Consider the following 26,239-nt stretch of genomic DNA (forward strand, 5'->3'; position numbering starts at 1 on the left):
ATTCTTCAGCCTTCAGCCTCAGGCCTTGGCGTAGCCCTGTCCGCCGTTCGACGGACGCCGGCGACGCGGACGGCGCTTGATCTCGCCCTCGGGCTTGACGGCCACGGCCGTGCCGCCCCCGCCCTGACGCGGGTCGTTATTGCTGTTCCGCGGCCGGTCACGGGCCATCGGGTCGAAGGCGCGTTCCGGCGTCGGGCGGGCGTCGCGGCCCGGACCGGCCTTGCGGACGCGGTGCGGTTGCCCGCCGCCTTCCGGCTTGACGCCGTCGCGGCGCGGATTGCGCGGACCGCGTTGCTGCTGGCGGTCCCCGCGGCCGTCTTCCGGCATCGAGGCCTTGGACTTGACGCCCGAAGCCATGATGGAGGCGTCCAGCGAGGCCAGCTGGCGGTCGTTGCGGCGGTCGATAGCCGGGATCTTCTGACGCGTGACCTTTTCGATGTCGCGCAGCAGCTTCATCTCGTCGCCGGCCACGAAGCTGATCGCCGTGCCGTCGGCGCCCGCGCGGGCCGTCCGGCCAATGCGGTGCACATAGGCTTCCGGCACGAAGGGCAGCTCGAAGTTCACGACGTGCGAGACGCCGTCCACGTCGATGCCGCGCGCGGCGATGTCGGTGGCGACCAGAACGCGCAGCTTGCCCGCCTTGAAGGCGGCCAGGGTGCGTTCGCGCTGCGGCTGGCTCTTGTTGCCGTGGATGGCGCCGGCTTCGACGCCGCCGGCCTCAAGATAGGCCGCGACCTTGTCAGCCCCGTGCTTGGTCTTGGTGAAGACCAGGCAGCGGGTATAGCCCGGATCGCTGAACATCTCGGTCAGCAGGGCGCGCTTGCGGCCCTGTTCGATGTGGACGACCGACTGGCTGATGCGCTGCACCGTGGTGGCCTGCGGCGTGACCGAGACCTTGACCGGGTCTTTCAGCAGTTCGCCGGCCAGCTTGCCGATCTCGGTCGGCATGGTGGCCGAGAAGAACAGGTTCTGGCGCTTGGCCGGGATGCGGCTGACGATCTGGCGGATCGGCTTGATGAAGCCGAGGTCCAGCATCTGATCGGCCTCGTCGAGAACGAAGATCTCGGTGCGGCTCAGGTCCAGCGTCTTCTGCTGCAGGTGATCCAGCAGGCGGCCGGGGGCGGCGACCAGCACGTCGAGACCCTGCTGCAGGGCGCGTTCCTGCGGCCCGTATTTCACGCCGCCGAAGATCACGGCGACGCGGAAGCCCAGGTGTTTGCCGTAGGTCTTGAAGCTCTCGCCGATCTGGCTGGCCAGTTCGCGCGTCGGCGACAGGATCAGCACCCGCGTGGTGCGGGGCACCGGCGCGATGCGGTTGGCGGCCAGACGGTGCAGGATCGGCAGGGCGAAGGCGGCGGTCTTGCCGGTGCCCGTCTGGGCGATGCCCAGCAGGTCCTTGCCGGCCATAACGTCAGGGATGGCCTGCGTCTGGATCGGGGTGGGGGTGGTGTAACCCTCGGACGCCAGCGCCTGCAGCAGGGCCGGGTTGAGGTTCATGGATTCAAAGGTCTTGTTGCTCACGGAGCGTTCTTTCGCATGCGGCGACGCGCATCGACCGGGCTGACAAGCCGAAGGCCGCGCACCGCCAGTCCCGATTAAGCCTCAGCGTGAGGCCGTCGGGGTGGATCGGGCGCCGCCCCGCGTGTCCGGGCAGCGAATGAATCTTGAGGAGCCGGCCCCTGCTACAGTCAGGGCTTCAATCGGAAAGCCCCACACGCGCTGGAGAGGCCGGTAATCGCATTTGTGCGATGCAGCGTAACTGGGCTCTTAATGTGGTTTAGTCAAGGCGCACAGGTTAACCGGCGCCCAGCAGACCCACCGCCAGATTGACTGAAAGCGCGACGATCACGGTGTTGAACACGAAGGCGGTCACGCTGTGCACGGTCGAGGTGCGGCGCAGTGCCTTGCTGGCGATCTGCACGTCGGCTGTCTGGGACGCCACGCCGATGATCAGCGCAAAATGCAGGAAGTCCCAATAGTCGGGCGCCTCCTCGCCGGGGAACAGCAGCCCGCCGGCGTCTCCACCCTTCACCGGCGCATAGAAGGCGTGGGCGTAGTGGAAGGCGAAGATCACGTGGATGAACACCCACGACAGGGCGACCGTGCTCAAGGCGAGGATCGCCGAGGTCCGGTCTCCCGCGCCGCCCGCCGCCTCGCCGATCACGACCACCACGCTGGCCAGAGCGGCGATCAGGGCCAGCGGCAATATTGCCCGCCCCGCTTCGTCCATGGCGGCGGCGCGTGAGCGGATGTCATTGGTCGTCCGCGCTCGCATGACCTTGGCCGCGCTCTCGATCAGGAACAGCGCCACCCCGACGTCCCACCCCAGCGCCAGCCGCGTCAGCCATCCCCCGGGCAGGGGCCAGACGACGCTCGACGCCGCGATGATCAACAGCCCCACCAACGGCCAGTGGAGACGAAGCCAGAGTTTCATCCGTCGACCATGCGCCGGGGAGGGGATTGCGCAACCCGGTTCCTTCTCCCCTTGGGAGAAGGTGCCCCGGAGGGGCGGATGAGGGGTGATACACCCGTCGTTCCGGCAAGCCGCAACCCGTCCCGCACCGGAGAGGTGGACGCAGCCCCCTCATCCGGGCCTCCGGCCCACCTTCTCCCTCAAGGGAGAAGGATCCCATGACGCTGTGCTGACAATCCGCGTTTCTATAGTCGGATAGCGCCGACAAACCCGAGCGACTTCAACCCCTTCGCCTTTTCTCAACCCGATCTTCTGCGCACGCTATCCGGTGGCCGTATAATGCTCCCGTTCGTTTCGCCGCCGGTCTTTGACAACCCACCCCGCCTGCGCCGTCAAAGGTGCAGCCGCCCACTGAATTCGCTCAGCATTGCGGGGCAAACCGCACTCTACGCACTCTGCGCACTGAGCGGACGCTGCGGACGCTGCGGTCGCTTCGGACACTTCGGACGGAGTTTTTCGTCCGATTTGTCCGCCCGTCGCTTCATCCCGACGGTTCTCCCGCACTGCAAAAACCGGCTCGACTTCCGTGGGGTCACCACGGAATGTTACAGCCGACGCCCACGGAGACGCCCATGCCGATGACGCCGCGCGCCGGACTCGAGGTCGACGACTCTCTCGCCGCCTTCATCGAAACCGAGGTCCTCCCCGACCTCGATCTCGACACGGACCGGTTCTGGAGCGGCGCCGCAGACGTCTTCGCCCGCTTCGCTCCGGAGAACCGTCGCCTGCTGGCGATCCGTGACGACCTTCAGGCCCGTATCGACGCCTGGCACGCCGAACGCCGCGGCCGGCCCTATGACGTCCCCGCCGCCGCCTCCTTCCTGCGTGAGATCGGCTACCTCGCAGACGAGCCCGCGCCCTTCGTCATCGGCACGCGCAACGTCGACGCCGAGGTGGCGACCCTCGCGGGGCCCCAACTGGTGGTCCCCGGCCTCAACGCCCGCTTCGTGCTCAATGCCGCCAACGCCCGATGGGGCAGTCTCTACGACGCCCTCTACGGCACAGACGCGTTGGGCGATCTCCCCGCTGCCGGGGACTACAACCCCGAACGCGGAGCCCGCGTCGTCGCCCGGGCCAAGGCCTTCCTCGACCAAGCCGTCCCCTTGGCCGAGGGCTCATGGGCCGACTTCGATGATCCTTCGAACGGCATAGCCATGCGCGACCCCGGCCAGTACGTCGGCCGCAGCGAGAAGAGCCGGCTGTTCCGCCACAACGGGCTGCACATCGAAGTCGTCTTCGACCCCGCCCACCCGATCGGCCGCACCGATCCCGCCGGCATCTCCGACGTTATCCTTGAGGCCGCCCTCTCGACCATCGTCGATCTCGAGGACTCCGTCGCCGCCGTCGACGCCGCCGACAAGACCGCCGCCTATCGCAACTGGCTCGGCCTGATGAAGGGCGACCTGGCCGAGACCTTCACGAAGGGCGGCGAACGCCTGACCCGCACCCTCGCCCCCGACCGGACGTTCACCGCCAGCGACGGCTCCACCGTCGTCCTGCCCGGCCGCTCGCTGCTGTTCGTCCGCAACGTCGGTCACCTGATGACCACCCCTGCCGTCCGCCTGCCGGACGGCTCCGAAGCGCCCGAGGGCATCCTCGACGCCATCGTCACCAGCCTGATCGCCTGCCACGACCTGAAACGGCAGGGGCGTTTCACCAACAGCCGGACCGGCTCGATCTACATCGTCAAACCCAAGATGCACGGGCCCAAGGAGTGCGCTTTCACCGACGCCCTGTTCGACGCCGTCGAGGACCTGCTGGCTCTCCCGCGCCACACCATCAAGGTCGGCGTCATGGATGAGGAGCGCCGCACCTCCGCCAACCTCGCCGCCTGCATCCACGCGGTCCGCGACCGCATCGTCTTCATCAACACCGGCTTCCTGGACCGCACCGGCGACGAGATACACACCGCGATGCAGGCGGGCCCGGTGGTCCGCAAGGGCGACATCAAATCCTCAGACTGGATCGCCGCCTATGAGGCCCGTAACGTCGCCATCGGCCTGCAGTGCGGCCTCTCCGGCAAGGCCCAGATCGGCAAGGGCATGTGGGCCGCCCCCGACCGAATGGCCGAGATGCTCGACCAGAAGGCCGCCCATCCGAAGACCGGCGCCAACACCGCCTGGGTGCCCTCGCCGACCGCCGCGACCCTCCACGCCCTCCACTACCACCAGACCGACGTCTTCGCCCTCCGCGACGCCATCGCCGCCCGCCCGGTGCCCGGCCTCGAGGCCCTCCTGACCCCGCCGCTGGCTTCCGGCCGTAACTGGTCCGAACTGGAGATCGCCGAGGAGCTCGACAACAACGCGCAAGGGCTGCTCGGCTACGTCGTCCGCTGGATCGACCAGGGCGTCGGCTGTTCCAAGGTCCCCGACATCCACGACATCGGCCTGATGGAGGACCGCGCCACCCTGCGCATCTCCTCCCAGCACATGACCAACTGGCTGCTCCACGGCGTCTGCACGCCCGAACAGGTCGACGCCGCTCTTCTGCGCATGGCCGCGAAGGTCGACGCCCAGAACGCCGCCGACCCGCTCTACCGGTCCATGGCCCCGGACCCGGCGAACAGCCTCGCCTTCCAGGCCGCCCGCGCCCTCGTCTTCGACGGCGTCAGCCAGCCCAACGGCTACACCGAGCCGCTGCTGCACGCCTTCCGAAGGAGGGCCAAGGGCGAGGCCTGACCGGCCCTACTGCTCGCTGCCCGAGCGCCACAGGTTGTCCACCAGCGGCTCCAGCAGATAGTTCAGCGCCGTCCGCTTGCGCAGCAGGATGATTACCTCGACCGGCGCCCCCGGCCGCAGCGTATTGGCCGACCGGCCCAGCTTGGCCAGTTCCGCCGCCGGCACCACGATCTCGGCCCGGAAATAGCTGGCGCCGGTCTCCTCGACCGTGAAGCTGTCCGCCGAGATTCGTGTGACGCGGCCATGGATCGTCGGCGGATTGCGCTCCCGCAGACCCGGGAACCGGACCTCGGTGGTCTGGCCGTTGCGCAGGTTGTCGACGTCGTTGGGGCTGACCTGGGCGACGATGATCTGCGACGCCTCATTGGGCACGATCTCCATCAACGTCTGCCCCGGCTGGATGACCCCGCCCTGGGTGAAGATGGTCAGGCCGACAACCTGGCCGCTCGCGGGCGCCCGGACCTCGCTCCGCGCGATCTGCGACCGCAGCTCGGTCATCCGCGGCCGCAGCTCGTTCAGCTGCACGTCGATCTGGCGCAGCTGATCGGCCACGTCCTCATTCATCTCCGACGACACGCCCGCCATCTGCAGCCGGGTCTCGCCGACGGCCTCCCGCGACCGCGCGATCTGCGCACGCAGCGAGCCGAGTTCCCCATCCAGCTGCGCCGCCGTCCGCTCCAGAGCCCGCACCCGCGTCAGCGGCGCATAGCCCTTCTCAGCGAGGCTGCGCATGCCGGTCAGCTCTTCCTGGATCAGCCGCTGCTGCTCGATATTGGCCGTGATCTGCCGCTCATAGCCCTGAATCTGCTCGTTAAGCTGGGCGACCCGCTGGTTCAGCACGCCGGTCTCAGTCGACCGGCCCGTCCGCCTCGCCCCGAATTGCAGCTGCTGGATACGCAGCGACTCCATCGCCAGCACCGCATCCTCGGGCGGCAGATTGGCGAACTCCACCGGCGTCGGGATGCCCCGCAGCCGGTCCCGCTCGGCGATCAGCCGGGCCCGCTGCGCCAGCAGGGCGAACACCTGTCCCGCCACGCCACGCTCGGTCGCCCGCAGCTCGCCGCTCGACAGGCTCAGCAGGATCTGCCCGCGCTGGACGGTGTCGCCTTCCTTGACGTGCAGGGCGCTGACCACGCCGCCTTCGCGATGCTGCACGGCCTGACGGTTGCCCGACACCGCGATCTGGCCATGGGCGTAGGCTCCCGCATCCAGAGGGGCCAAGGCGGCCCAGCCCAGGAACAGGCCGAAGAACAGCAGAATGATCACCCCGCCGACGATCAGCTCGCGGCGCGGCGTATCGGAAACGGTCTCCGGCCCTGCCGGCGGCGCGGCGGAAGCGGGCGGCGCCTCAGCGCTCGCGGGAACGGCGGCGTCGGTCATTGGGCGCGCCGGGTCTGAGACGGATCGGTCAGGCGGGTCACGTTAGCGGGCTGGCCTGCAGCCGCCTGGCCCGGCGCCGGCTGGCCGGGAGCCTTGGGTGCGGCGGCCCGCATCCGCTCGAGCACCTCCTCGCGGGGGCCCTCCATCTGCACCACCCCGTCGCGCATCATCAGCAGCCGGTCGACCCGGGCCAGCACACCCGCCCGGTGCGCGATGATGACCACAGAGGCGCCCCGCGCCGCCGCTCCGAGGATGGCCTGCATCAAGGCGGCTTCGCCCTCCTGGTCGAGGTTGGAGTTCGGCTCGTCCAGCACCAGCAGCACCGGATCGTTGTAGAGCGCCCGCGCCAGCGCCACGCGCTGCGCCTGTCCCGCCGACAATCCCTGTCCAAACGGGCCCAGCTGGGTGTCGTATCCGTTCGGCAGCCGCAGGATCAGCTCATGCGCCCCCGCGGCCATCGCCGCCTTGACCGCTCCGCGGTCCGCCGTCTCCTGATCCACGCCGGTCGCCGTAGCGAAGCGCGAAATATTGTCCTTGATCGAACCCGCAAAAAGGCTCGGAACCTGCGGCAGATAGCCGATCCAGCGCGCCAGCTCGTCGCCTTCGCGCGCCTCGTACTCGGCCCCGTCCAGCCGCACCGTGCCCGCCTGCGCCTTCAGCGCCCCGGCGATGACACGGGCCAGCGTGGTCTTGCCCGAACCGCTGGCTCCGACCACGCCCAGCGTCTGCCCCGGCTGGAGCGTCAGCGAAACTGACCGCAGCTGAGGCGCCTCGGTGTCAGGGAATTTCACCGTCACCGCCTCGACCTGCAGCTTGCCCTTCGGATCCGGCAGAGTGGTCCGCTCGCGCTCCACAGAAGCGGTGCTGGCGAACAGGTCGGTCATCGTCTTCCAGCTGGCGCGCGCCTGAACCAGCGTCGGCCATACGCCGACCAGCAGTTCGATCGGCGCCACGGCGCGGCTCAGCAGCACCGAAGAAGCGATGATCGAGCCCGGCGAGATGTCGCCCTTGACCGCCAGCAGGGCCGCCAGACCGAGCGCGGCCGACTGCATCACCAGCCGCAGGAATTTGATCGCGCCGGAGTATTTGCCGCCGGTCAGCTGCGCGTCGGCCTGCGCCGCCGTGGCGGCGCGGCGCTGATCGATCTGCCGCGCGATCGACGATTGGCGCATGCCCAGGGCGCGCACGACCTCGGACTGGCCGGCGACCGCCTCCTGCGCCGCATAGGCGCTGTTCTGGGACTGGATCGCCTTGCCCAGCCGCGGGCGTGTATCCCGCTCGTTCAGCCAGGCAAGGCTGAACAGGATCAGGCCGCCGATGAGGGTCAGGCCGCCGATGGCCGGGTGCAGCAGGAAGCAGCAGGCGAGGTAGATCGGCGTCCAGGGCGCGTCGAACAGCGCCAGCATGCCCTGACCGCTGATCGCGCTGCGAACGTTGTCGAACTCGCGCAGCGCCTGGGTGTTGGGGGACTTGGCCTGCAGGTCCATGACCCGGGCCAGAACCTTGCCGGACAGCATCCGGTCGAGCCGGAGCCCCGCTCGCAGCATCAGGCGACCGCGCAGCCAGTCCAGTCCGGCAAGGGCGGCGAGGGCGAAGACGGCGACTGCCGTAATCAGCACCAGCGTCGTCAGGCCGCCGGTCGGCACCACCCGGTCATACACCTGCATCATGTACAGGGTCGGCGTCAGGTAGAGCAGGTTGACCAAGGCAGAGAAGATCGCGGCCCAGACAAAATGGGTCTGACACGCCTTCAGCGCCTCGGCGAGAGGCTCCGTACCCGGCTTGCTCGGAAGCAGATTCTTCAACACGGAGTGGGGACTTCCTGAGGCAATGGTATGCCAGTCTAACGGGTTGGCGAGGCTACAGATAGCTTCTGGTTTTCAGACCACAATCACCCAAAGGCGGGATGGCGGATCGCCTCCCTGCAAGGGACGGTCCAGTTCGACGTCGACGCGCCGCTTGACTCCGTCATACAGGATGCGTCATACACTGTGTGTCACACACTATGTGACGGCGGGTGAGCTGATGGTCGTCGATCCTGAACTGTTCGAATCCATGCGTCTGGAGCTCCGGCGGGGCTCGCTGGTGCTGGCCGTTCTCGCCCGTCTCCGGGAGGAACGATACGGCTACACCCTCCGGCAGGCGCTGGCTTCCGACGGCCTCGAGATGGAGGAGAGCACCCTCTATCCGCTGCTCCGCAGGCTCGAGAGCCAAGGCCTGCTGACCAGCGAATGGCGCGAGGAGGAGAAGCGGAAGAAGCGCTTCTACCGGCTGTCGCCGATGGGCGAGGCGATGCTGTCGGCGCTGACAGACGAATGGCGAGGCATTTCCGCCTCGCTCGACAGAATTCTTTGAAACCGGGGCTTGGGGAAGACCAATGGACCTGATCGACCGTTACCTGAACGCCGTTGCGGCCCAGCTGCCGCAGGACGAGCGCGCCGACATCGTCGCCGAGCTGCGCGACCTGATCCTGAGCCGTTTCGAGGCGAGGGAGGAGGAACTGGGCCGGGCCCTGACCGAGGACGAACAGGAAGCGATCCTTCACGAGATCGGCCACCCTCTGGTTGTGGCGGCACGCTACCGCAAGGGACCCGATTCACTGGTGGGACCGGAGCTGTTTCCCTACTGGCTGTTCGCCGTTAAGGCGGGCTTGCTGCTGATGCTCGTCATCCAGGCCATCGTGCTTTTCATCAACCTGATCAGCGGACCGGCGGATGCGGGCCAGTCGATCGCACAGGCCTTCCACGGCTTCTTCGGCGCGGGCCTGGCTCTGGTTGGCGCGGCTACCGTCGCGGCCGCGATTTTCGAACACTATGGCGTGCGGCCGAAGTGGTTGACGAACTGGCGGGTCAAGGATCTCGGGGCGTTCGAACTGGCCGATCCGGCGGCTTGGGGCGCCTCCGTCGGCGGAACGCCGCGGGTGAAGCTGTGGATCGCACCGAAGGTCAAGGTGAAGGCCTGGCCGGGCGGGGAGTATCTGTTCTCGTTCCTCGCCACCGGCCTGTTCGTGCTGTGGTGGATCGGTGTGCTGCACTTCCCCGGCCTGATGCATGTGGACCTGCGCGGGACGAACGCCGACGTGACCGGCGCGCCGATCTGGACCACGCTCTACGGGGCCATCCTGTTCTACGCCGTGGCGCAGATGGCCATCGACCTGGCCAGCCTTGCCCGCCCGTATGCAGTGCGGATGCGGGCAGCGGCCGAGGCGGCGATCTCGGCTGTGGGCCTGTGGCTGACGTACACGATCTTCGAGGCCGGCCACTGGTTCACCCTGAACCGGGACGGCGAGACCGCGCGGATCGCCGGCGACTGGACGATGCTGGACTTCGACCGGCTGCGCGGCATCGGCGAGGGCTCGACCGACCTGACCGGCGTGGCGAGCACTCTGTCGCTGATCATGACGTGGGTGCTGGCGATCGTGGCCATCAGCCTGGTGTTCAAAATCGCCGCCAACCTGTGGCGACTGGTCCAGCCGGAGGCCAGGCCGGCCGCCTGACGGAACCGTCATCCGGAGGCCCTTCTTCCGCCGGAAGTTGTCGGGCAACCTGACGGAATGAGCGAATCCGGAGCCCGCCTCAGGGACGTCTACATCACCGGCGTCGGGGCCCATCTGCCCGGACCCGCGGTCGGAAACGACCGGATGGAGGACCATATCGGCCGCGTGCATGGCCGGGACTCCGTGGTCGGGCGGCGGGCCTTGCGCTGGAACGGGATCCAGACCCGCCACTATGCGATGGCACCCGAGGGAGCGGTGCTCGACACCAACGCGGGCATGACGGCGAAGGCCGTGGCGGCGGCCATCGACGCCGCGGGGCTGCAGATCGGAGCCTTGCAGCATCTGGCGACGGCGACGACCCAGGGCGACTACCTCGTGCCGGGTCATGCGGCGGCGGTGCAGGCCGAACTCGGCGCCGGGCCGATGGAGATCGCCAGCTACCAGTCCGTCTGCGCCTCGGCGCTCATGGCGGCCAAGGGCGCCTGCCTGCAGGTGCGGGCGGGGGAGGCGGACGTCGCCGTCGCCGCGGGAGGCGAGTTCTCGTCCCGCTGGTTCCGTCCCGGCTTCTACGAAGGCACGGCCCTGGTCGACGCCAAGGGACGGCTGACGACGGAGGCGGACTTCCTGCGCTTCACCCTCTCGGACGGCGCCGGGGCGGTGGTGATGGAGCCGCAGCCGAGGGCGGAAGGCCTGTCGCTGAAGGTCGACTGGGTCGACCTGACTTCACTCGCTGGCCGGTTCGACCCCTGCATGTGGGCGGGCTCCACCCGGGCGGACCGGGCGGACATGGCCAGCGCCTGGAGCCATGCGGGACCGGCGGCGGCTCACGCCGCGGGCGCGGTGGCTTTGCTGCAGGATTTCGAACTGCTGAAAATCGTCATTCGGGCGTGGATCGGCGTCTGGCTGGAGAAGGTCGACAGCGGCCGCATCGTGCCGGACCAGGTCGACCACCTGCTGTGCCACTACTCCGCCCGGTCACTGCGCGAGGAGATCGTCGGCCTGCTACGGAACACCGCCGCCATGATCCCCGAGGAAAAGTGGTTCACCACCCTGCCCGAGACGGGCAACATCGGCTCGGCCTCGATCTGGGTCATGCTGGAGGCCTTCATGAAGAGCGGACGGCCGAAGCCGGGCGACCGGGTGCTGCTGATCGTGCCCGAAAGCGGTCGGGCCATGATCGGCTTCATGATGCTGGAGGTGGTGTGATGGTTGATGGAGCCGTGGCGGATCCTGCCATCGCCGACACCCTGCGGAAGCTGGCGGTGGTGTTCGCGGACTTCGAGCAGCGGCTCGAGGCCACGCCCCTGATCCGCAAGCTGACCCGCGGCCGGTTCGAACTGGCCGACTACCACGCCTTTCTCATCAACCTGCGCCAGCAGGTGAAGGACGGGGCCCTGTGGATGAGCCGGGCGGCGTCGAACATCGGCGAGGATCGCCTCGAATTGCGCTCCATCCTGATGAAGCACGCGGTCACCGAGCATCGGGACTTCCGCCTGCTGGAGAAGGATTTCGTCGCATCCGGGGGTGACCTTTCCGACATCCTGTCGGCGAAGAAGAACGTCGGCTCGGAGGCCCTCTCCGCATGGATGTTCCACGAGGCGTCGAAGCCGGATCCGTTCGGCCTGCTGGGCGCCATGTGGGTTATCGAGGGACTGGGCTCGATCAAGGCCAAGCCCTGGGGGCTGAAGGTCAAGGAGCGGCTGGGCCTGCCTGAGGACGCCCTGCGCTTCCTGCTCTACCACGGCGACAACGACGTCGAGCACATGGAGGAGTTCCGCGATATGCTGGCCATGGTCCTGCCGGACGAGGCGGTCGCCGAGCGGATCGTCACGACCGCGAAGGTGACGGCGCGGCTCTATGCGCTGCAGATCGAGGAGATCGCCGCGTGACGGCAGCCTACGATCCGTTCGTCGGCATGGCGCACGATCCGCGCGATCCGGACCCGTGGCTGGCGCTGTATCTGGATCAGAGTCTTCCGATCGACCCCGAGGCCAAGCGCTGCCTGCTGGTCGGAGCGCGCTCGTGGTCGCGCCGCTGGCTGTTCCCGGTCAGCCGGCCGCTGGTGATCCTGTTCTTCTGCGTGGTGAAGGTGCTGCGGGCGATCTCGCCCCGCTTCCCGAACCTCAACGGCCTGCTGCACAAGACCATTCACTGGGGCCTGCGGACCTTCGGGACGCCCGAGACCAACACCCTGATCCTGCGTCATTTCCACGTCGGCACGGAGTTGCTGGCCTTCATGCGGGTGAACGCCGGAGCCGCCGACATCTCCAGCCATCCGCTACGCCCGACACGGCTCAAGGACATCGAGGAGAACCTGTTCCTCCAGCACGACCTGAACGTCTTCAACTTCATCATCGAGCTGAACCAGCGGCTGCGCGCCGAGGGGCGGGAGATCATGCCGGCGGAGGCGCTGGACTTCTCGATGATCTCCGACGCGTTTCCGACCTTCGAGCGGTTTCCGACCGGGCTGCTGAACCGGATCGACGTACAGACGGCGGTCGAATTCTACACGCCGCTGTACGCGCTGATGCTGCCCCGCAACGACTTCGTCCGCGCCGCCCATTCGCTGCAGCTGGACGAGACGGTGGCCATCTACATCGCCCGCATTCTCGGAACGGACTACCACCTGAATTTCATCAAGAACGGCCATCCCATGGTGGCGCTGTCGACACTGCAGGCGGGCTATCGCCTGATGATGCACGGGCTGGACTGCGAGGCCCTGCACGGCTGGCTGCGGACTATGAAGGCGCGGCAGGCGGCGGGCCTTCCGGTGGACCCGCGGGCCGGCTGAGAATTCGACTACGGCGACGGGATGACTTCGTATAGCTCCGGCGAAGACTCGGGGACATTGAAGACCAAGCCACGGCCGTGTCCGAAAACCGCGAGACTCACGCGGCTCGGCGGCCCATTCTCCGCTCATGGAAATCGCCGACCAGCTCGATCAGGAGGCCTGCTACCGCGCGGTGCTGACGCGCGATGCGCGGTTCGACGGCCGGTTCTTCGGCTGCGTGAAGACGACCGGCATCTACTGCCGTCCCGTATGTCCGGCGCGGACGCCGAAGCGGGAGAATATGTTCTTCGTGGTGTCGGCGGCGGCGGCCGAGGAGGCGGGCTTCCGCGCCTGTCTGCGCTGCCGGCCCGAGACCGCGCCCGACATGGGCGCATGGCGTGGGACCTCGAACACCGTCAGCCGGGCCCTGGCCCTGATCGAGGCGGGCGCGCTTGACGAAGGCGATGTCGACGCGCTGGCCGGACGGCTGGGCGTCGGCGAGCGGCACCTGCGCCGCCTGTTCCGCCAGCACCTCGGGGCCGCCCCGGTAAGCGTGGCCCAGACGCGGCGCGTGCTTCTGGCCAAGGCCCTGATCCATCAGACAGACCTGTCGATGGCCCAAGTGGCGCTGGCTTCCGGCTTCGGCAGCGTCCGCCGCTTCAACGAAACATTCCAGGCGCTCTACGGCCGTCCCCCGTCGGCTCTGCGTCGCCGGGGCGAGAAGGTCCACGCGGGCGGCGTCCGGCTGAGCCTGTCGTACCGATCCCCTTACGACTGGGACGCCATGCTCGCGGCGCTGGCCGCGCATGGAGACGCGGTCGAGGGCCGGAAATGGGCACGCCGGCTGTCCAAAGCCGTGGACGGCGCCGAGGGTTCGGTCACCGTGGAGCCTGCCCAACCGGGCCGCGTCTCGATCTGCATCGAAGCCGACGACCTGAAGGCCCTGCCCGGCGTCCTTGCGCGGATCCGGCGGGTGTTCGACCTGTCGGCCGATCCCGAGGCCATCGGCCGCGACCTGTCGAACGATCCCGCGCTTGCTCCGTTGGTCGCCGCGCGGCCCGGACTGAGACTGCCGGGGGACTGGAGCGATGACGGGGCCGAGCCGCCCAACGACCGACTGAACGACGAAACCCTGACCGCTCGCGCGGAGGCTTGGCGGCCCTGGCGAGCCTACGGCGCCCTGCATCTGGCCATGGCCGGTATCGGGGCGGCGGAGCTGATGGAGAAGACAGATGCCAAACGCGCAGCCTGAAACCCTGACCCTGAACCGGATCGCCACGCCCTTGGGCGAGGTCCTGCTGGTGACCGACGCGGACGGCGCTGTCCGGGCCCTGGATTTCTCCGACTATGAGGTGCGGATGATGCGGCTCCTCGGCCGCCACAGCCCCGGCTTCGCGCTTGCCGAAGGCCGCGCCCCGGTCGCTGTCCGACGCGCCGTCGAAGCCTATTTCTCCGGCGAGGTGAGGGCGCTGGACGCGGTCGCGGTGAAGACCGGCGGCACCGTCTTCCAGCGCACCGTCTGGGCCGCGCTGCGGGCCATTCCGCCGGGCGAAACGCGCAGCTACGGCCAACTCGCCGCCGCCATCGGCTCGCCCAAGGCCGTGCGGGCGGCCGGACTGGCCAACGGCCAGAACCCCGTCGCAGTCATCGTCCCCTGCCACCGCGTGATCGGCGCCAACGGAACGCTGACCGGCTATGCCGGCGGGCTGGAGCGCAAGCGCTGGCTGCTGAAGCATGAGGGCGTAACTCTCCGCTAACCGCGTCTCTGCCCTTGCATTTCCACGCCATCCGCCTAGATTGTTCCTGCTTATGCTGAAAGTGAGCATAAGTCGGCGGCGGGCGATGAACCCGGCCGCCGTTCTTCGGACCCAGCATTTGCTCAGATCGAGCAAAAGGGGATTGGAATGGCCGACGGCGCTTTCGGACTGAGCAAAGAACTGGAACTGGCCACTGCGCCCGTCTGGGCCAAGGTTCGCGACCACGTGACGCCTCTGGAATGGCCGGCGCAGGCCGCGCTGATCCACGAGATCAACGCCCTGAAGCGCGAGCGCGACGCCGTGATCCTGGCGCACAACTACATGACGCCGGAAATCTTCCATGGCGTAGGCGACTATGTCGGCGACAGCCTCGGCCTGGCGAAGGAGGCCGCGAAGTCGAAGGCGAAAGTGATCGTCCAGGCCGGCGTGCACTTCATGGCCGAGACTTCGAAAATCCTGTCGCCCGAGAAGACGGTGCTGATCCCCGATCTGAAAGCCGGCTGCTCGCTGGCCGAGGCGATCACGGGCGAAGACGTGCGGCTGATCAAGCAGCGCTATCCGGGCCTGCCGGTGGTCACCTATGTGAATACGACGGCCGACGTGAAGGCCGAGACGGACATCTGCTGCACCAGCGCCAATGCCGTGCAGGTCGTCGAATGGGCGGCCAAGGAATGGGGCGTCGACCGCGTCATCCTGATCCCCGACGAGTTCCTGGCGCGCAACGTCGCGGCCCAGACCAATGTCGGCATCATCGCCTGGAAAGGTCGCTGTATCGTGCACGAGCGCTTCACCGCCTCGGACATCGCCGAGATGCGGGAGGCCTATCCGGGCGCCGAGATTCTCGCCCACCCCGAATGCCCCGAGGACGTTCTGTCGGCCGCCGACTTCGCCGGCTCGACGGCAGCGATGACCGACTACATCACCAGCCGCAAGCCGAAGCAGGTCGTGCTCATCACCGAATGCTCGATGGCCGCCAACATACAGGGCGACGTGCCCGAGGTCAGCTTCATCGGCCCGTGCAACATGTGCCCCTACATGAAGCGGATCACGCTGGAGAACATCCGCGACTGCCTGCGCGACATGAAGTTCGAGGTGACGGTGCCCGAAGAGATGGCCGAGCGTGCGCGGCTGGCGGTGCAGCGGATGATCGACCTTCCGCCGCCGGTGGTTCCTGCCCGCTACGATCTGGTCAAGGCGCGCCACCATGTGGCGGTGGAGCTGATCTGATGCACTACGTCGCGCCGGTCCGCGCGGTCGCGACGGTCGACCGGAAGACCCTGCGGCTTCTCGCCCTCCTGGCCTTGTGGCTCAGGTCGGAGAAAGCCACCTCACGGAGATGACCGAAACCAACGCACCCCGTCCGCGCGGCCCCTGGGATCCGCGGCCCGACGACATCGTCGCGGCGCCCGCCGCCGCTGAGGCCGCTCACGCGACGGAACCGCCGCTGGCCAAGGGGCAGGATCCGCTCTGGGCGGCGCTGTCGACGCTGCTGCTCGGCGGCCTGATCTGGTACTGGACGCGGAGCTTCGTCATCGTCGGCGCAGTGCTCTGGGGCCTGCTCGTGCACGAGTACGGTCATGTGCTGGCGATGAACCGCTTCGGCATGGGTCCCGCACGAATCCATGTCATCCCCTTCTTCGGTGGCGCGGCGGTGAGCCAGCGGCCGGCGGCGAGCGAATGGCATGGCGTGCTGGTGTCGCTGGCGGGGCCGGCGTTCGGCCTGCTGGCGGCCATCCCCTTCTTCGCCCTGTTCCTCGTGACGCGGCAGGGCTCCTGGCTGGCCGGAGCGGCCACCATCGCGGCCCTGAACCTGATCAACCTCGCCCCCGCGCCGCCGCTGGATGGCTCGAGAGCGTTGGGACCGGTGCTGGCGCGCATCCATCCCATGCTGGAGCGGATCGCCCTGCTCGCGATCGGCGGTCTGGTGGTGTGGTGGAGCCTGGCGACGGGCCGGTGGTTCCTGAGCGTGTTCCTCGTCATCGCCCTGCTGGGCCATCTGCGGAACGCCGGCTGGCGGCCGGAGGCCCGGCGTCTGACCGTGCGGGAAAGCCTGTCCAGCGTCAGCCTGTACATCGCCACCGGCGCGGCGTGCGCGGCGGTGGGGCTGGCCGCGCTGATCCCGCTTGGCGGCGATTCCCTGACGGTCGCACTGGAGGTCGCCGGCCGATATCTGGGCATCGGCCGTTGAGCCGGATCGAGCATGACGGGCCGCTGATCATCGGCGGCGGGCTGGCCGGGCTTTCGGCCGCTCTGGAAGCCGCGCCACGTAAGGTGCTGGTGGTGACGCCGGCGCCGCTGCTGCAGGCCTGCTCCTCGGCCTGGGCTCAAGGCGGGGTGGCGGCGGCCCTGTCGGAAAGCGATGCGCCGGCGCTGCACGCGGCGGATACGCTGGCGGCGGGCGCTGGACTGGTCGAGGCGGAGGCCACGGAGGTTCTCACAGCCGACGGACGGGCGACCGTCGAGTGGCTGGCGGCCCTGGGCGCGCCGTTCGACCGCGACGCGGCGGGCGGGTTCGCGGTCAGTCTGGAAGCGGCGCATTCGCGGGCGCGGGTGGCGCGGGTCGGCGGCGACGGCGCGGGGCGGGCGATCCTGTCGGCGCTGGTCGCGGCCGCGCGCGCGGCGCCGCATATCGAGGTCTGGGAAGACGGAAGGCTACGCGGCCTGCTGCAGGACGACGACGGCCGCGTCCGCGGGGCGTTGATCGAACGAGACGGCCGGCTGGTCGAGGTCCTGGCGCCGGCGGTGGTGCTGGCGACGGGCGGGGCGGGCGGTCTCTACGCGCAAACCACGACGCCGGCCTCGTTGCTGGGTGAGGGGATGGCGCTGGCCTGGCGGGCGGGCGCCGAGGTTCTGGACCCCGAGTTCGTGCAGTTCCATCCGACCGCCATCGACGTCGGCCTCGATCCCATGCCGCTGGCGACAGAGGCGTTGCGGGGCGAGGGCGCGCGGCTGATCGACGGCGAGGGACGCTATCTGCTGGGGGACGGCGCCGCGGCAGACCTGCAGCCGCGCGATGTGGTGGCGCGGGCGGTTCATGCTGCGAGAGCGGCTGGACGGGGCGCCTTCCTCGATGCGCGAACCGCCATCGGCGCGGCCTTCCCGCACGAGTTTCCAGGCGTGTTCGCCGCCTGCATGCGGGCTGGGCTGGATCCGCGCGAGACGCCGATCCCGATCGCGGCGGCGGCCCACTACCACATGGGCGGCATCGCCGCGGGACCGGACGGACGCACCAGCCTGCAGGGTCTGTTCGCCGTTGGAGAGTGCGCGGCGACGGGGGTGCACGGGGCCAATCGGCTGGCGTCCAACTCCCTGCTCGAAGCCGCGGCCTTCGGAAGGCGCACCGGGCGGACGGCGGCGCAGATTCTGGCGGGCTCCGGCAAGGTTCACGGAGTCGCTCCGTCTGCAGATATGTCCTCTGACGATCTCGCGGAACTGCGGCGGACCATGAGCGACGATGTCGGCGTGGTCCGGAACGCGGCCGGTCTTACTCGTGCCTTGGCCGTGCTGGACCGGCTGGAGTCGCGGACGCCGGAGGCTCCGGCCTTGGTCGCCGCGCGGCTGATCGTCGAGGCGTCTCTGGCGCGGCGGGAGAGCCGTGGCGGCCACTATCGGACGGACTTCCCGGCGACCGATGCGCAAGCCCGGCACACGCGCCTGAGGGCTTCGGTTCTCGCGGCGGCGGAATGAGCGGAGATCGCATGGCCCGACAGCTTCCCGATCTGCTGATCGAGCCGGTAGTGCGCATGGCGCTGGCGGAGGATCTCGGCCGCGCGGGGGACCTCACGGCGCAGGCCTGCATCCCGGAGGGCGCCCGTATGCGGGCGGTGTTCGCGGCGCGCAAGCCGGGGGTGCTGGCAGGCGTGGACTGCGTGCGGCTGGCCCTGCTCGCCATGGACCCGGCGGCGACCATCACGGCGCGGCTGAAGGACGGCGACGCCTTCGAGGCCGGCGCGGTTCTGGTCGAGGCCGAGGCCGACGCCCGCGCCTTCCTCGCGGCCGAGCGGACGGCGCTGAACCTGCTGGCCCGGCTGTGCGGCATCGCCACCCTGACCCGCGCCTATGTCCAGGCGGTCGAGGGGACCGGCGCGCGCATCGCCGACACGCGCAAGACCACGCCCGGCCTGCGGGCCCTGGAGAAGCATGCGGTCATGTGCGGCGGCGGTCTGAACCATCGCTTCGGGCTGGATGACGCCATCCTGATCAAGGACAACCACGTCGCCGTCTGCGGCGGCGTCGGCGAGGCGATCCGGCGGGCACGCGCTGCGGCGGGGCATCTGGTGAAAATCGAGGTCGAGGTCGACGGCCTCGCCCAGCTGGACGAGGCGCTGGCGGAGCGGCCGGACGTCATAATGCTCGACAATTTCACGGCGGAGATGCTGCGCGAGGCGGTGTCGCGCGTCGGCGGGCGGGTGGTGCTGGAGGCCTCCGGAGGCGTCACGCTGGAGACGGTTCGAGGCATCGCCGAGACGGGCGTGAAGGTGATCTCGGTTGGAGCCCTGACCCATTCCGCGGCCTCGCTCGACATCGGCCTGGACGCAGTCTGAAGCGCGGCGGTAAGGAACGGCGTCAGCCGGGGCCCGTTTCCTGAACACAGCCGTTCAAGGAGCGAACCCCATGAGCAAGACGCCGAAAATCCCCGAGGAGCAGACCAGCTTCGCCGGTGACAAGACCGCCGGACGGGAGGGCAAGACCGACCGCCGCGACCTGCGTACCGACGTGCGCGACGGCCAGCCGGGCGACGCCGGGATCAATACCGCCGAGCAGGGCCGCTTCGGCGACATCAAGCAGAACACCACCCATCAGGGCTATCAGCAGGACCGCTGACGTGGCGCGCGATGACAGGGCCGCCGGCCCGCCGCGCGCACCCGTGGACTCGCCCGCGACCGAACGGCAGCCGTTCGGCTCCCTTCAGGGCAGCCCGTTGATCCAGTGGAACGTTCAGGAGCGACACCGATGAGCAACAACCAGCACAACCCCGAACCGGTCGACGAAAAGCGCTGGGGCGGACCGGGCTCGAGCCATCAGAACGCGGATCGCGAGCCGCCGGCGTTCGAGGATCCGCGCGATGGGGGTCCGACCAATCCGCGCAACAGCAAGGTGTCGGGCGGCGGCGGCGAGCGAGACCTGAAGCACAGCCATATCGACGAGCGCCGCTCGTCGAAGGGCGACCGGGACGCCTGATCTCAGGCGGCGGGCGTCGAAACCGCGGCAGACGCCGGAGCGGCCGTCTCGGCGGGCGCGGTGATCTGAACCGCCGGGACGGTCGCCGGAGCGTTGGTCTCGGAGGGCGCGCCCGCACCGTCCTGGGCCACCAGCAGATTGTAGGCGATCGCGCCGGCCTCGCGCACCGTGCCGGTCGGATCGAGGCTGGCCTGGATCAGGCGCGGCTGGTCAGAGGCGCTCGACGGGCGCGCGGCATAGGAGAAGGCGGCGCCGGAGCCCGAACGCCCGCCGAAGCGGTAGAACAGGTGATCGCCGACTTGGCTGACCCGGATGAGCGAACTGCGCCACTGGGGCGACACCCCGGTGGTGTGGAAATGGGTGGCGTTGCCGACGCGCGCATAGACCGAGCCGGACAGGGCGCTGGAGGCGATGTCGCGGGCCCGGTTCCAGGCGGCGCCGCTGACCCGGCCGCGCATCGAGCCGTCGCAGGTGAAGCTGAACTGGCAGCCGGTCCGCCGGGCCGCGCCCTGGAACACGACGCCGCAGACGCTCTTGGGGAAGGCGGGATGGCGGACGCGGTTCAGGACCACCTGGGCCACGGCCTTCATGCCTTCCCGGCCTTCGCCGCGGGCTTCGTAGTAAACCGCCTGCGTCAGGCAATCGAGATCGCGCGAGGCGTCCAGGGCGCCGCCGAGGCGGAATGGCTGGGCCGCTACGGGGCCGGTCAGGCTGACCCGGCGCAGGGTGTTCTCGGGGGATTGGGCCCGAAGTTGCTCAAGCCGGGCCGTCAGCAGTTCGGCCTGCCGGTCGCGCTGGGCCGAGCCGGCGACGGTATAGGGGTCGTGCCGCCGGGCGATGGCGAGGGCGCTTTCATCGAGACCGCCGGCCGCGGCGGCCAGCGCCTCTTCGGTAAAGCCTGCCGCTGATGCGCTTTCGATACGCACCGCCTGGGCCCGCACCGTCGTGGCCTTCGCCACTGCGCCGCCCAGATAGGCGCAGCCGATCGCCAGCCCCACCATCGCGCCAAACGTCGCCGCCGCCGCGCCGGGCCGGATCATGGCCTTGCGGTCGGCAGGGGATGTCGCACGCGAATGCGAGGAGTTTGGCAAAGGCTCGATCCTGTTCAGCAGGGCGCAGCGCCGCCCCCGGGTAGTCTCGCGGCGGGGGCGACAACGGCCGCGGCCCGGCTGCGGTAGATCGACGGTCGGCGAACGGGCTGATCGTCGGGACGCGCCTTAAGCCAGCCGTTTATGGCGTCATTGTGGTTGATTCGCAAGATTAGGGTGCGCTGCAACATCGCACCGCATCCGCCCTGTATATCTTGGTTAACCAGCCGTTCACATCGGACAAGCCTCGCAGTGAGCAGGCCAAATACTGAACAGGGTGACCATCGCACAGCTCAGAGCCACGCTTATGCATCGGGCCAACGATTGTTCTAGGGTAAATCTATTGTCTTCGCGACGGGCGAGTCATCGCCGATTTCTCTGGCGCTTGAGCCCGGAACACCTTGGCCGTGGCCGCGTTTCCGCTGCACAGCACAGGAGCCCGCCATGAAACGCACCATTCTGATCCTCGCCTCGGCCCTCTCCGTGGCCGGTCTCGCCGCCTGCGGCCACAGCATCGAACAGAAGGCCGCCACGGGCGCCATCGCGGGCGCCATGGTCGCCGGCCCGGTGGGCGCCGCCGTCGGCGGTGCAGCCGGCGCGGCGGTCGGTCACGCCGACAAGCCGAACTGACACAGGTCGGAACTCAATGTGGGGCGGAGACGCGTTCTCCGCCTCGCAACCTTGATTTCCGTCCCCATATGGGCTTAGCCCACCCAGCGTTGGCTGAGCGCCGCTCGCCTGCGCCGTTTGCGCATCTGACAGACAATCAAGGACATCGACGACCGCTCGCATGAGAGATCTGAAACAAACCGGCTTCACGGACCGCCTTTCCGCCCAGCAGGACGCCAAGAAGGCCCTGCTCGCCCGCTTCAAGCCGAAGCCCGCCGCGCCCGACCCCGAGTTCGAGAAACTGCAGGAGAAGCGCGCCGCCGAGAAGGAGGCCCTGCGCCAGCAGCGCGAACTGGAGAAGGCTGAGGTTCGCCGTCAGAAGGCCGAGGTCGAAGCCGCTCGACTCGCCGCCGATCACGACGCCCAGGAAGCCATCGAGGCCGAGAAGCGCGCCGCCCGCAAGGAGCGCAAACAGCTTTCCAAGGAAGAGCAGAAGGCCGCCCGCGACGCCCGCTACGCGGCCCGCAAGGCTCGCCAGCGCTAAGGCCTTCACGCCCGAAAGACAGTCAGGACCGTCCGGTTTCGCCGGGCGGTCTTTTCTTTTGGACTCAGGCCGGACCGCCGTCCGCCAGCGCGCCCAGCACCGCCGCCAGCTGCTCGCCGGAGTAGGGCTTGCGCACGAACGGCCACGGCGCGTCGGCCAGGGCGGCGTCGACGTCGTCGCCCGCATAGCCCGACGTAAGCACGATCCGCATGTCTGACCATGTCCGGGCGCATTCCCGGGCCAGCTCGATCCCGGTCATGCCGCCCGGCATGACCACATCCGTCAGCATGATGTCGAACCGCTCCTCGCGAAGCAGCTCCAGCGCCTGCGGCGCGCTCTCGGCGGCCCGGACCTCGAGCCCGAGACCCGTCAGCAGCTCCTGGGCGACGGCGGACACGCCCGGATCGTCCTCGACCAGCAGCAGGCGGCGGCCGGCCGTCATGGCTGTTACGGCCTCGGTCTGCACCACCGTCTCGGCGGTCTGAGCACTCATCAGGGGCGGCAGGAACAGCCGGATTTCCGTGCCCCGCCCAACGGTCGAGGTGACCCGCACCCCGCCGCCGCTCTGGCGGGCGAAGCCATAGACCTGGCTGAGGCCCAGCCCCGTCCCCTTACCGACCGCCTTGGTGGTGAAGAAGGGCTCAAAGACGCGTTCGATGACCTCGGGAGCCATGCCGGACCCGTTGTCGGAAACGGTGACGCAGACGTATTGGCCGGCCGCCAATTCGGGAATCTCTCCCGCCTCGACGGGGCAGCTCATGGTCTGGACGCTGACCTTGCCGCGGTCGCCCAGCGCGTCGCGGGCGTTGACGATCAGGTTCAGCAGGGCCGCCTCGAACTGGGCCGGATCGACGCTGACCCTCGCGCCGCCGCGCCGCAGCTTGAGCTTGAAGTCGATGGCCTCGCCCAGCGCCCGCCGCAGCAGGGGCTCGCTCTCGCGGATCAGGCCGTTCAGGTCGGTCGGCTCCGGCCGCAGCGCCTGTCGCCTCGAGAAGGCCAGCAGCTGGTGGGTCAGCCGCTCGCCGCGCCGGGCCGCCGACAGCGCCGCTTCGCCCAGCTTCTTCTGGCGCGCGGCGTTGTCCGGGGACCTCAGCATCATGTCCAGCGCGCCGATCACCACGGTCAGCAGGTTGTTGAAGTCGTGGGCCACGCCCCCCGTCAGACGACCGACGGCCTCCATCCGCTGGGCGTGCATCAGGTCCGCCTCGGCCTTGGCCTTCTCCGCCAGCGCCTCTCCGACCCGCTCTTCCAGCAGCTCGTTGATCCGCTTCAGATCGTCCTCGGCGCGCTTGGCCTCGGTCACATCGATATTGGCGCCGACGTAGCCTTGGAACTGGCCGGCCCCGTCGAACCGCGGCACGCCCTCGCAGCGCAGCCAGCGCGGCCCCAGCATCGGATGATTGACCCGGGCCAGAGCCTCGAAACGGTCGCGGCCGGCCAGCGCCTTGCGGAACGCCCCGACGAACGCCTCCAGATCCGCCGGCTCCGCCAGACGCCGCCAGCCCTCGTCGATCGCGTCTTCGGACTCCACGCCGAAGAAGGTCTTGTAGCGCCGGTTGGCGAAGACCATGCGGCCTGCCTCGTCGCTCATCCAGATCAGGGCGGGGGCGCTGTCGGCGACGGTGCGGAACCGGGTTTCCGACTCCTGCAGACGCGCCTGCGCTTCGCGGATGTCGGTGACGTCGAAGGCGACGCCGACGAAGCCGATGACCTCGCCGCCGGCGCCGAAGCGTGGCCGGGAGAAGGACTTCAGCCAGCGATATTCGCCGTCGCCCTGCAGGTATCGCGCCTCCATCGAGAAGGGCTCGCCGGTCGCCTCGCCGTCGAGCGACTCCTGGAGCACACGGGGCTGATCCTCCGGATGAATGATCGCCCGCCAGTCCATCAGCCGGGCCTCTTCGTAGGCGCCGCCGCTGAAGGCGACATAGGCCTGGTTGACGAAGGCGCGGGTGCGGTCCTGCTGCGTCACCCAGATCAGCACCGGGGCGGTGTCGGCGATGGCGCGGAACCGCTCCTCGCTCTCGCGCACCTCGGCCTCGGCGCGGGTGCGCTCGATCTCCGTCCAGGTGCGGCCGGCCACCTCTTGCAGCAGCTCCAGTTCGTGGTCGGTCCATTCGCGGACCTGAGAATCGTGGGCGTAGAGGAAGGCCCGCAACCGGCCGCCGCGGATCAGCGGGGCTCGCATCAGCGAGCGGGTCTTCAGACGGTCGAACAGCTCGAAAGCGTTCTCAGTCCGTGGGTCTTCCCGCACGTCGGCGATCCGCACCGCATTACCCGCCGCGAGTTCGGCGATCAGTCCGGCGCCGAAATCCTCCAGTGAGAACCGGCCGTGCGCGCTGACGGCGTCGGCGGTCCAGTCGCGGCTCATGGAAACCGTCCCGCGCTCCTGATCGACCTCGCCATAGCCGACCCGCTGGGCGCCGAGTTCAGAGCCCAGCGCGCGCTCGACCTCGGTCATGATGTCGTCCGGCGAAGTCAGATCCCTCAGGGAGTCTGTGAGGGCGAGCAGGAAGGTCTGCCGGCGCTCCTGCCGGGCGATCAGTTCTATGGCCTCACGGGTGTCTGTGACGTCGAACGACATGCCGACGTAGCCGAGGAAGGCTCCATTGGCGTCGAACCGCGGATTGACCGCGATCCGCATCCACCGCCAGTCACCGTCTGCCCGACGGAAGCGGGCCTCGAAACCGTAAGGCTTGTGCTTCGGCCGAAGGCGCTCCTGAACGGCATTTACCGCCGGCACATCGTCAGGATGCATCGCCTCGCGCCATACATGGCCTAGGACGTTTTCCGAGGGGCGGCCGTAGAACTGCACCAGGGCATCGTTGACGAATTCCACCTCGCCAACGGCGTTGGTCATCCAGACCGGGGAGGGGGCCGTGTCCGCCATCAGTCGGAACCGCGTCTCGCTCTCGCGCAGCGCCGCCTCTGCCGCCTTGGCTCCGGAGATGTCGACGATGACGGCGATGAAGCTGTCGACCACGCCGTGCGCATTGGTCAGCGCCCGGATGCTGATGACCACCCAGACGGTCGCACCGTCTGCATGAAGGTAGCGCTTCTCCAGCTGCGTCCCGCCCTCGCTCAGGGCGCGATCGAGCGCCTTCTGGGTCGCCTCGATGTCGTCCGGATGGGTGACGGCCTCCGTACTCAGTCCCACCACATCGCCGGGGGAAACGCCGACGATCTCGGCATAGCGGGCATTGGCGCTGAGGACGGCGCCATCCAGCCCAACCCGGGCGATGCCGGCGGACGCCTGGTCGACCATGGCCTGCAACTGGGCTTCCCGCTCACGCAGGGCGATGTCCGCGGCTCGAGCCTCTGTGACGTCGATGTTGACGCCGATCATCCCCCGAAACCGACCGTCGGCGTCGATCCGGGGCAGGGCTTCGGTGTGCAGCACGCGCCATTCCCCGTCGGCCCGGCGGAAGCGTGCTTCGACTTCGAGAACCCCTGCCTGTTCCATCGCGCCTCGCGTCGCGTCCCCGACCCGGTCCCGGTCGTCCGCGTGCACGAATGACGAGAAGTCTATGGTCTCGGCTGCGTCGTTCACGCCCCAGAATTCACGCAGGGCCTTGTTCAGATGGACGCACCGGCCGTGCTCGTCGCTCATCCAGAGCATGACCGGCGCCTGTTCGCTGATCAGCTGGAGGCGCTGCTCGCTGTCGCTGATCTGGTCTGCGGACAGGCGCAGGGCGTCGATGGAGGCATCCAGCCGGCCAAGCACCTTGCGCAGGGAGGCTGCGACGACCGTGACGAACAGGCCGACGATGATAAAATTGGTGGTGGCGACGACCCCAAGGTGATTGCGGACGCCGACGCCGAGGGCGTCCGGGCCTGCGAATACATCCATGACAGCCCAGCCGCCGAACAGGCAGGAGACGACCGCCACCAAGCCTGCGGCTCGCCCACCCGCCAGCGAAGCGACGATCACTGCGGGCAGCAGGATCATGAAGCCGGTGAGGTCGCCGTAGAACGTCGAGAGGCTGGCCCGGAGTACCAATACAACCACGGCTGCCGCGACGCCGATCAGAGCCGACACCCACCACGGCTGCGGGCGCACGCGTGCGAGGCGGGTGATACCCGCATCAACATCAAGAATCCGCCGAAGAACCCCGACCACGCCCAACAATCAGCCCCCGTTCGCGCACGCGCGACCTCCCGCAACGTATTGGCGCGATTTGCGTTCCGGCAAGCGCGGTGTTTCGGTCGGGCGCTGTTTCGCGCCTTGCGCGGGCGGTTCGCGCGCCTAACTCCAAGCCAGCGAAA

22 protein-coding genes are annotated in these 26,239 nt (G+C 68.8%); 16 read left to right on the top strand and 6 right to left on the bottom strand.

What is annotated here, in order from left to right:
• Window positions 1–18: 18 nt before the first annotated feature.
• A complete protein-coding gene (locus GGQ87_RS08395) occupies window positions 19–1,497 on the bottom strand; it encodes a DEAD/DEAH box helicase (RefSeq protein ID WP_168047442.1) in 1,479 nt (492 codons plus the stop codon).
• A gap of 298 nt (window positions 1,498–1,795) precedes the next feature.
• Window positions 1,796–2,434, bottom strand: coding sequence for a DUF1345 domain-containing protein (locus tag GGQ87_RS08400; protein ID WP_168046493.1), 639 nt, complete (start codon window positions 2,432–2,434; stop codon window positions 1,796–1,798).
• Between the two features lie 611 nt (window positions 2,435–3,045).
• On the opposite strand from GGQ87_RS08400, the gene GGQ87_RS08405 reads away from it, so the two are divergent.
• Window positions 3,046–5,151, top strand: a complete 2,106-nt coding sequence (locus tag GGQ87_RS08405) for a malate synthase G (RefSeq protein WP_425339271.1) — start codon at window positions 3,046–3,048, stop codon at window positions 5,149–5,151.
• 6 nt (window positions 5,152–5,157) lie between these two features.
• Here GGQ87_RS08405 and GGQ87_RS08410 read toward each other — a convergent pair whose 3' ends face one another.
• Window positions 5,158–6,531: an HlyD family type I secretion periplasmic adaptor subunit gene (locus tag GGQ87_RS08410; protein ID WP_168046495.1), complete on the bottom strand. Its 1,374-nt coding sequence runs from the start codon at window positions 6,529–6,531 to the stop codon at window positions 5,158–5,160.
• Window positions 6,528–8,339, bottom strand: a complete 1,812-nt coding sequence (locus tag GGQ87_RS08415) for a type I secretion system permease/ATPase (protein WP_168046497.1) — start codon at window positions 8,337–8,339, stop codon at window positions 6,528–6,530. Before GGQ87_RS08415 ends, GGQ87_RS08410 begins: the two co-directional genes overlap by 4 nt.
• A gap of 217 nt (window positions 8,340–8,556) precedes the next feature.
• Between GGQ87_RS08415 and GGQ87_RS08420 the strand changes: the two genes are divergently transcribed.
• The 13 genes from GGQ87_RS08420 (at window position 8,557) to GGQ87_RS08480 (ending at window position 19,735) form a co-directional block, all read left to right on the top strand.
• A complete protein-coding gene (locus tag GGQ87_RS08420; protein WP_209282513.1) occupies window positions 8,557–8,886 on the top strand; it encodes a PadR family transcriptional regulator in 330 nt (109 codons plus the stop codon).
• Window positions 8,887–8,908: 22 nt separating this feature from the next.
• The gene (locus GGQ87_RS08425) at window positions 8,909–10,027 is read left to right on the top strand and encodes an HAAS signaling domain-containing protein (RefSeq protein ID WP_168046501.1); all 1,119 of its coding nucleotides are present in this window, start codon (window positions 8,909–8,911) and stop codon (window positions 10,025–10,027) included.
• 57 nt (window positions 10,028–10,084) lie between these two features.
• Window positions 10,085–11,233: a 3-oxoacyl-[acyl-carrier-protein] synthase III C-terminal domain-containing protein gene (locus GGQ87_RS08430; RefSeq protein WP_168046503.1), complete on the top strand. Its 1,149-nt coding sequence runs from the start codon at window positions 10,085–10,087 to the stop codon at window positions 11,231–11,233.
• Window positions 11,233–11,916: an iron-containing redox enzyme family protein gene (locus GGQ87_RS08435; protein WP_168046504.1), complete on the top strand. Its 684-nt coding sequence runs from the start codon at window positions 11,233–11,235 to the stop codon at window positions 11,914–11,916. The genes GGQ87_RS08430 and GGQ87_RS08435 overlap by 1 nt, the downstream gene beginning before the upstream one ends.
• On the top strand, window positions 11,913–12,818 hold the full coding sequence (locus GGQ87_RS08440; protein ID WP_342448333.1) for a DUF6999 family protein: 906 nt from the start codon (window positions 11,913–11,915) through the stop codon (window positions 12,816–12,818). The genes GGQ87_RS08435 and GGQ87_RS08440 overlap by 4 nt, the downstream gene beginning before the upstream one ends.
• A 127-nt stretch (window positions 12,819–12,945) precedes the next feature.
• Complete coding sequence (locus GGQ87_RS08445; protein WP_168046506.1) at window positions 12,946–14,049, top strand: bifunctional transcriptional activator/DNA repair enzyme AdaA; 1,104 nt, start codon at window positions 12,946–12,948, stop codon at window positions 14,047–14,049.
• A complete protein-coding gene (locus tag GGQ87_RS08450) occupies window positions 14,030–14,554 on the top strand; it encodes a methylated-DNA--[protein]-cysteine S-methyltransferase (protein ID WP_168046507.1) in 525 nt (174 codons plus the stop codon). Before GGQ87_RS08445 ends, GGQ87_RS08450 begins: the two co-directional genes overlap by 20 nt.
• A gap of 147 nt (window positions 14,555–14,701) precedes the next feature.
• Window positions 14,702–15,781 (top strand): quinolinate synthase NadA, encoded by a 1,080-nt coding sequence (gene nadA / locus GGQ87_RS08455; protein WP_168046509.1) that lies wholly within the window; start codon window positions 14,702–14,704, stop codon window positions 15,779–15,781.
• Window positions 15,782–15,890: 109 nt separating this feature from the next.
• Window positions 15,891–16,742 carry a metalloprotease gene (locus GGQ87_RS08460; RefSeq protein ID WP_168046510.1) on the top strand — a complete coding sequence of 284 codons (852 nt, stop codon included), beginning with the start codon at window positions 15,891–15,893 and terminating at the stop codon, window positions 16,740–16,742.
• Window positions 16,739–18,241: an L-aspartate oxidase gene (locus tag GGQ87_RS08465; protein ID WP_168046512.1), complete on the top strand. Its 1,503-nt coding sequence runs from the start codon at window positions 16,739–16,741 to the stop codon at window positions 18,239–18,241. The genes GGQ87_RS08460 and GGQ87_RS08465 overlap by 4 nt, the downstream gene beginning before the upstream one ends.
• 11 nt (window positions 18,242–18,252) lie before the next feature.
• Window positions 18,253–19,098, top strand: a complete 846-nt coding sequence (gene nadC, locus GGQ87_RS08470) for a carboxylating nicotinate-nucleotide diphosphorylase (RefSeq protein ID WP_168046514.1) — start codon at window positions 18,253–18,255, stop codon at window positions 19,096–19,098.
• Window positions 19,099–19,168: 70 nt separating this feature from the next.
• Window positions 19,169–19,378, top strand: coding sequence for a hypothetical protein (locus GGQ87_RS08475; RefSeq protein ID WP_168046516.1), 210 nt, complete (start codon window positions 19,169–19,171; stop codon window positions 19,376–19,378).
• A gap of 129 nt (window positions 19,379–19,507) precedes the next feature.
• The gene (locus tag GGQ87_RS08480) at window positions 19,508–19,735 is read left to right on the top strand and encodes a hypothetical protein (RefSeq protein WP_168046518.1); all 228 of its coding nucleotides are present in this window, start codon (window positions 19,508–19,510) and stop codon (window positions 19,733–19,735) included.
• Window positions 19,736–19,737: 2 nt separating this feature from the next.
• On the opposite strand, the gene GGQ87_RS08485 is transcribed toward GGQ87_RS08480, so the two are convergent.
• Window positions 19,738–20,775 (bottom strand): cell wall hydrolase, encoded by a 1,038-nt coding sequence (locus GGQ87_RS08485; RefSeq protein WP_168046520.1) that lies wholly within the window; start codon window positions 20,773–20,775, stop codon window positions 19,738–19,740.
• A 492-nt stretch (window positions 20,776–21,267) separates the two neighbouring features.
• Between GGQ87_RS08485 and GGQ87_RS08490 the strand changes: the two genes are divergently transcribed.
• Entirely contained in the window at window positions 21,268–21,453 is a 186-nt protein-coding gene (locus tag GGQ87_RS08490; RefSeq protein ID WP_168044690.1) for a hypothetical protein, read from the top strand.
• Between the two features lie 160 nt (window positions 21,454–21,613).
• A complete protein-coding gene (locus GGQ87_RS08495) occupies window positions 21,614–21,976 on the top strand; it encodes a DUF6481 family protein (protein ID WP_168046522.1) in 363 nt (120 codons plus the stop codon).
• Window positions 21,977–22,040: 64 nt separating this feature from the next.
• Here the strand turns inward: GGQ87_RS08495 and GGQ87_RS08500 are convergent, their stop codons facing one another.
• Window positions 22,041–26,012, bottom strand: coding sequence for a PAS domain S-box protein (locus GGQ87_RS08500; protein WP_168046524.1), 3,972 nt, complete (start codon window positions 26,010–26,012; stop codon window positions 22,041–22,043).
• Window positions 26,013–26,239: the final 227 nt, after the last annotated feature.

The organism is Brevundimonas alba, from assembly GCF_011927945.1.
Taxonomy (GTDB): domain Bacteria; phylum Pseudomonadota; class Alphaproteobacteria; order Caulobacterales; family Caulobacteraceae; genus Brevundimonas; species Brevundimonas alba.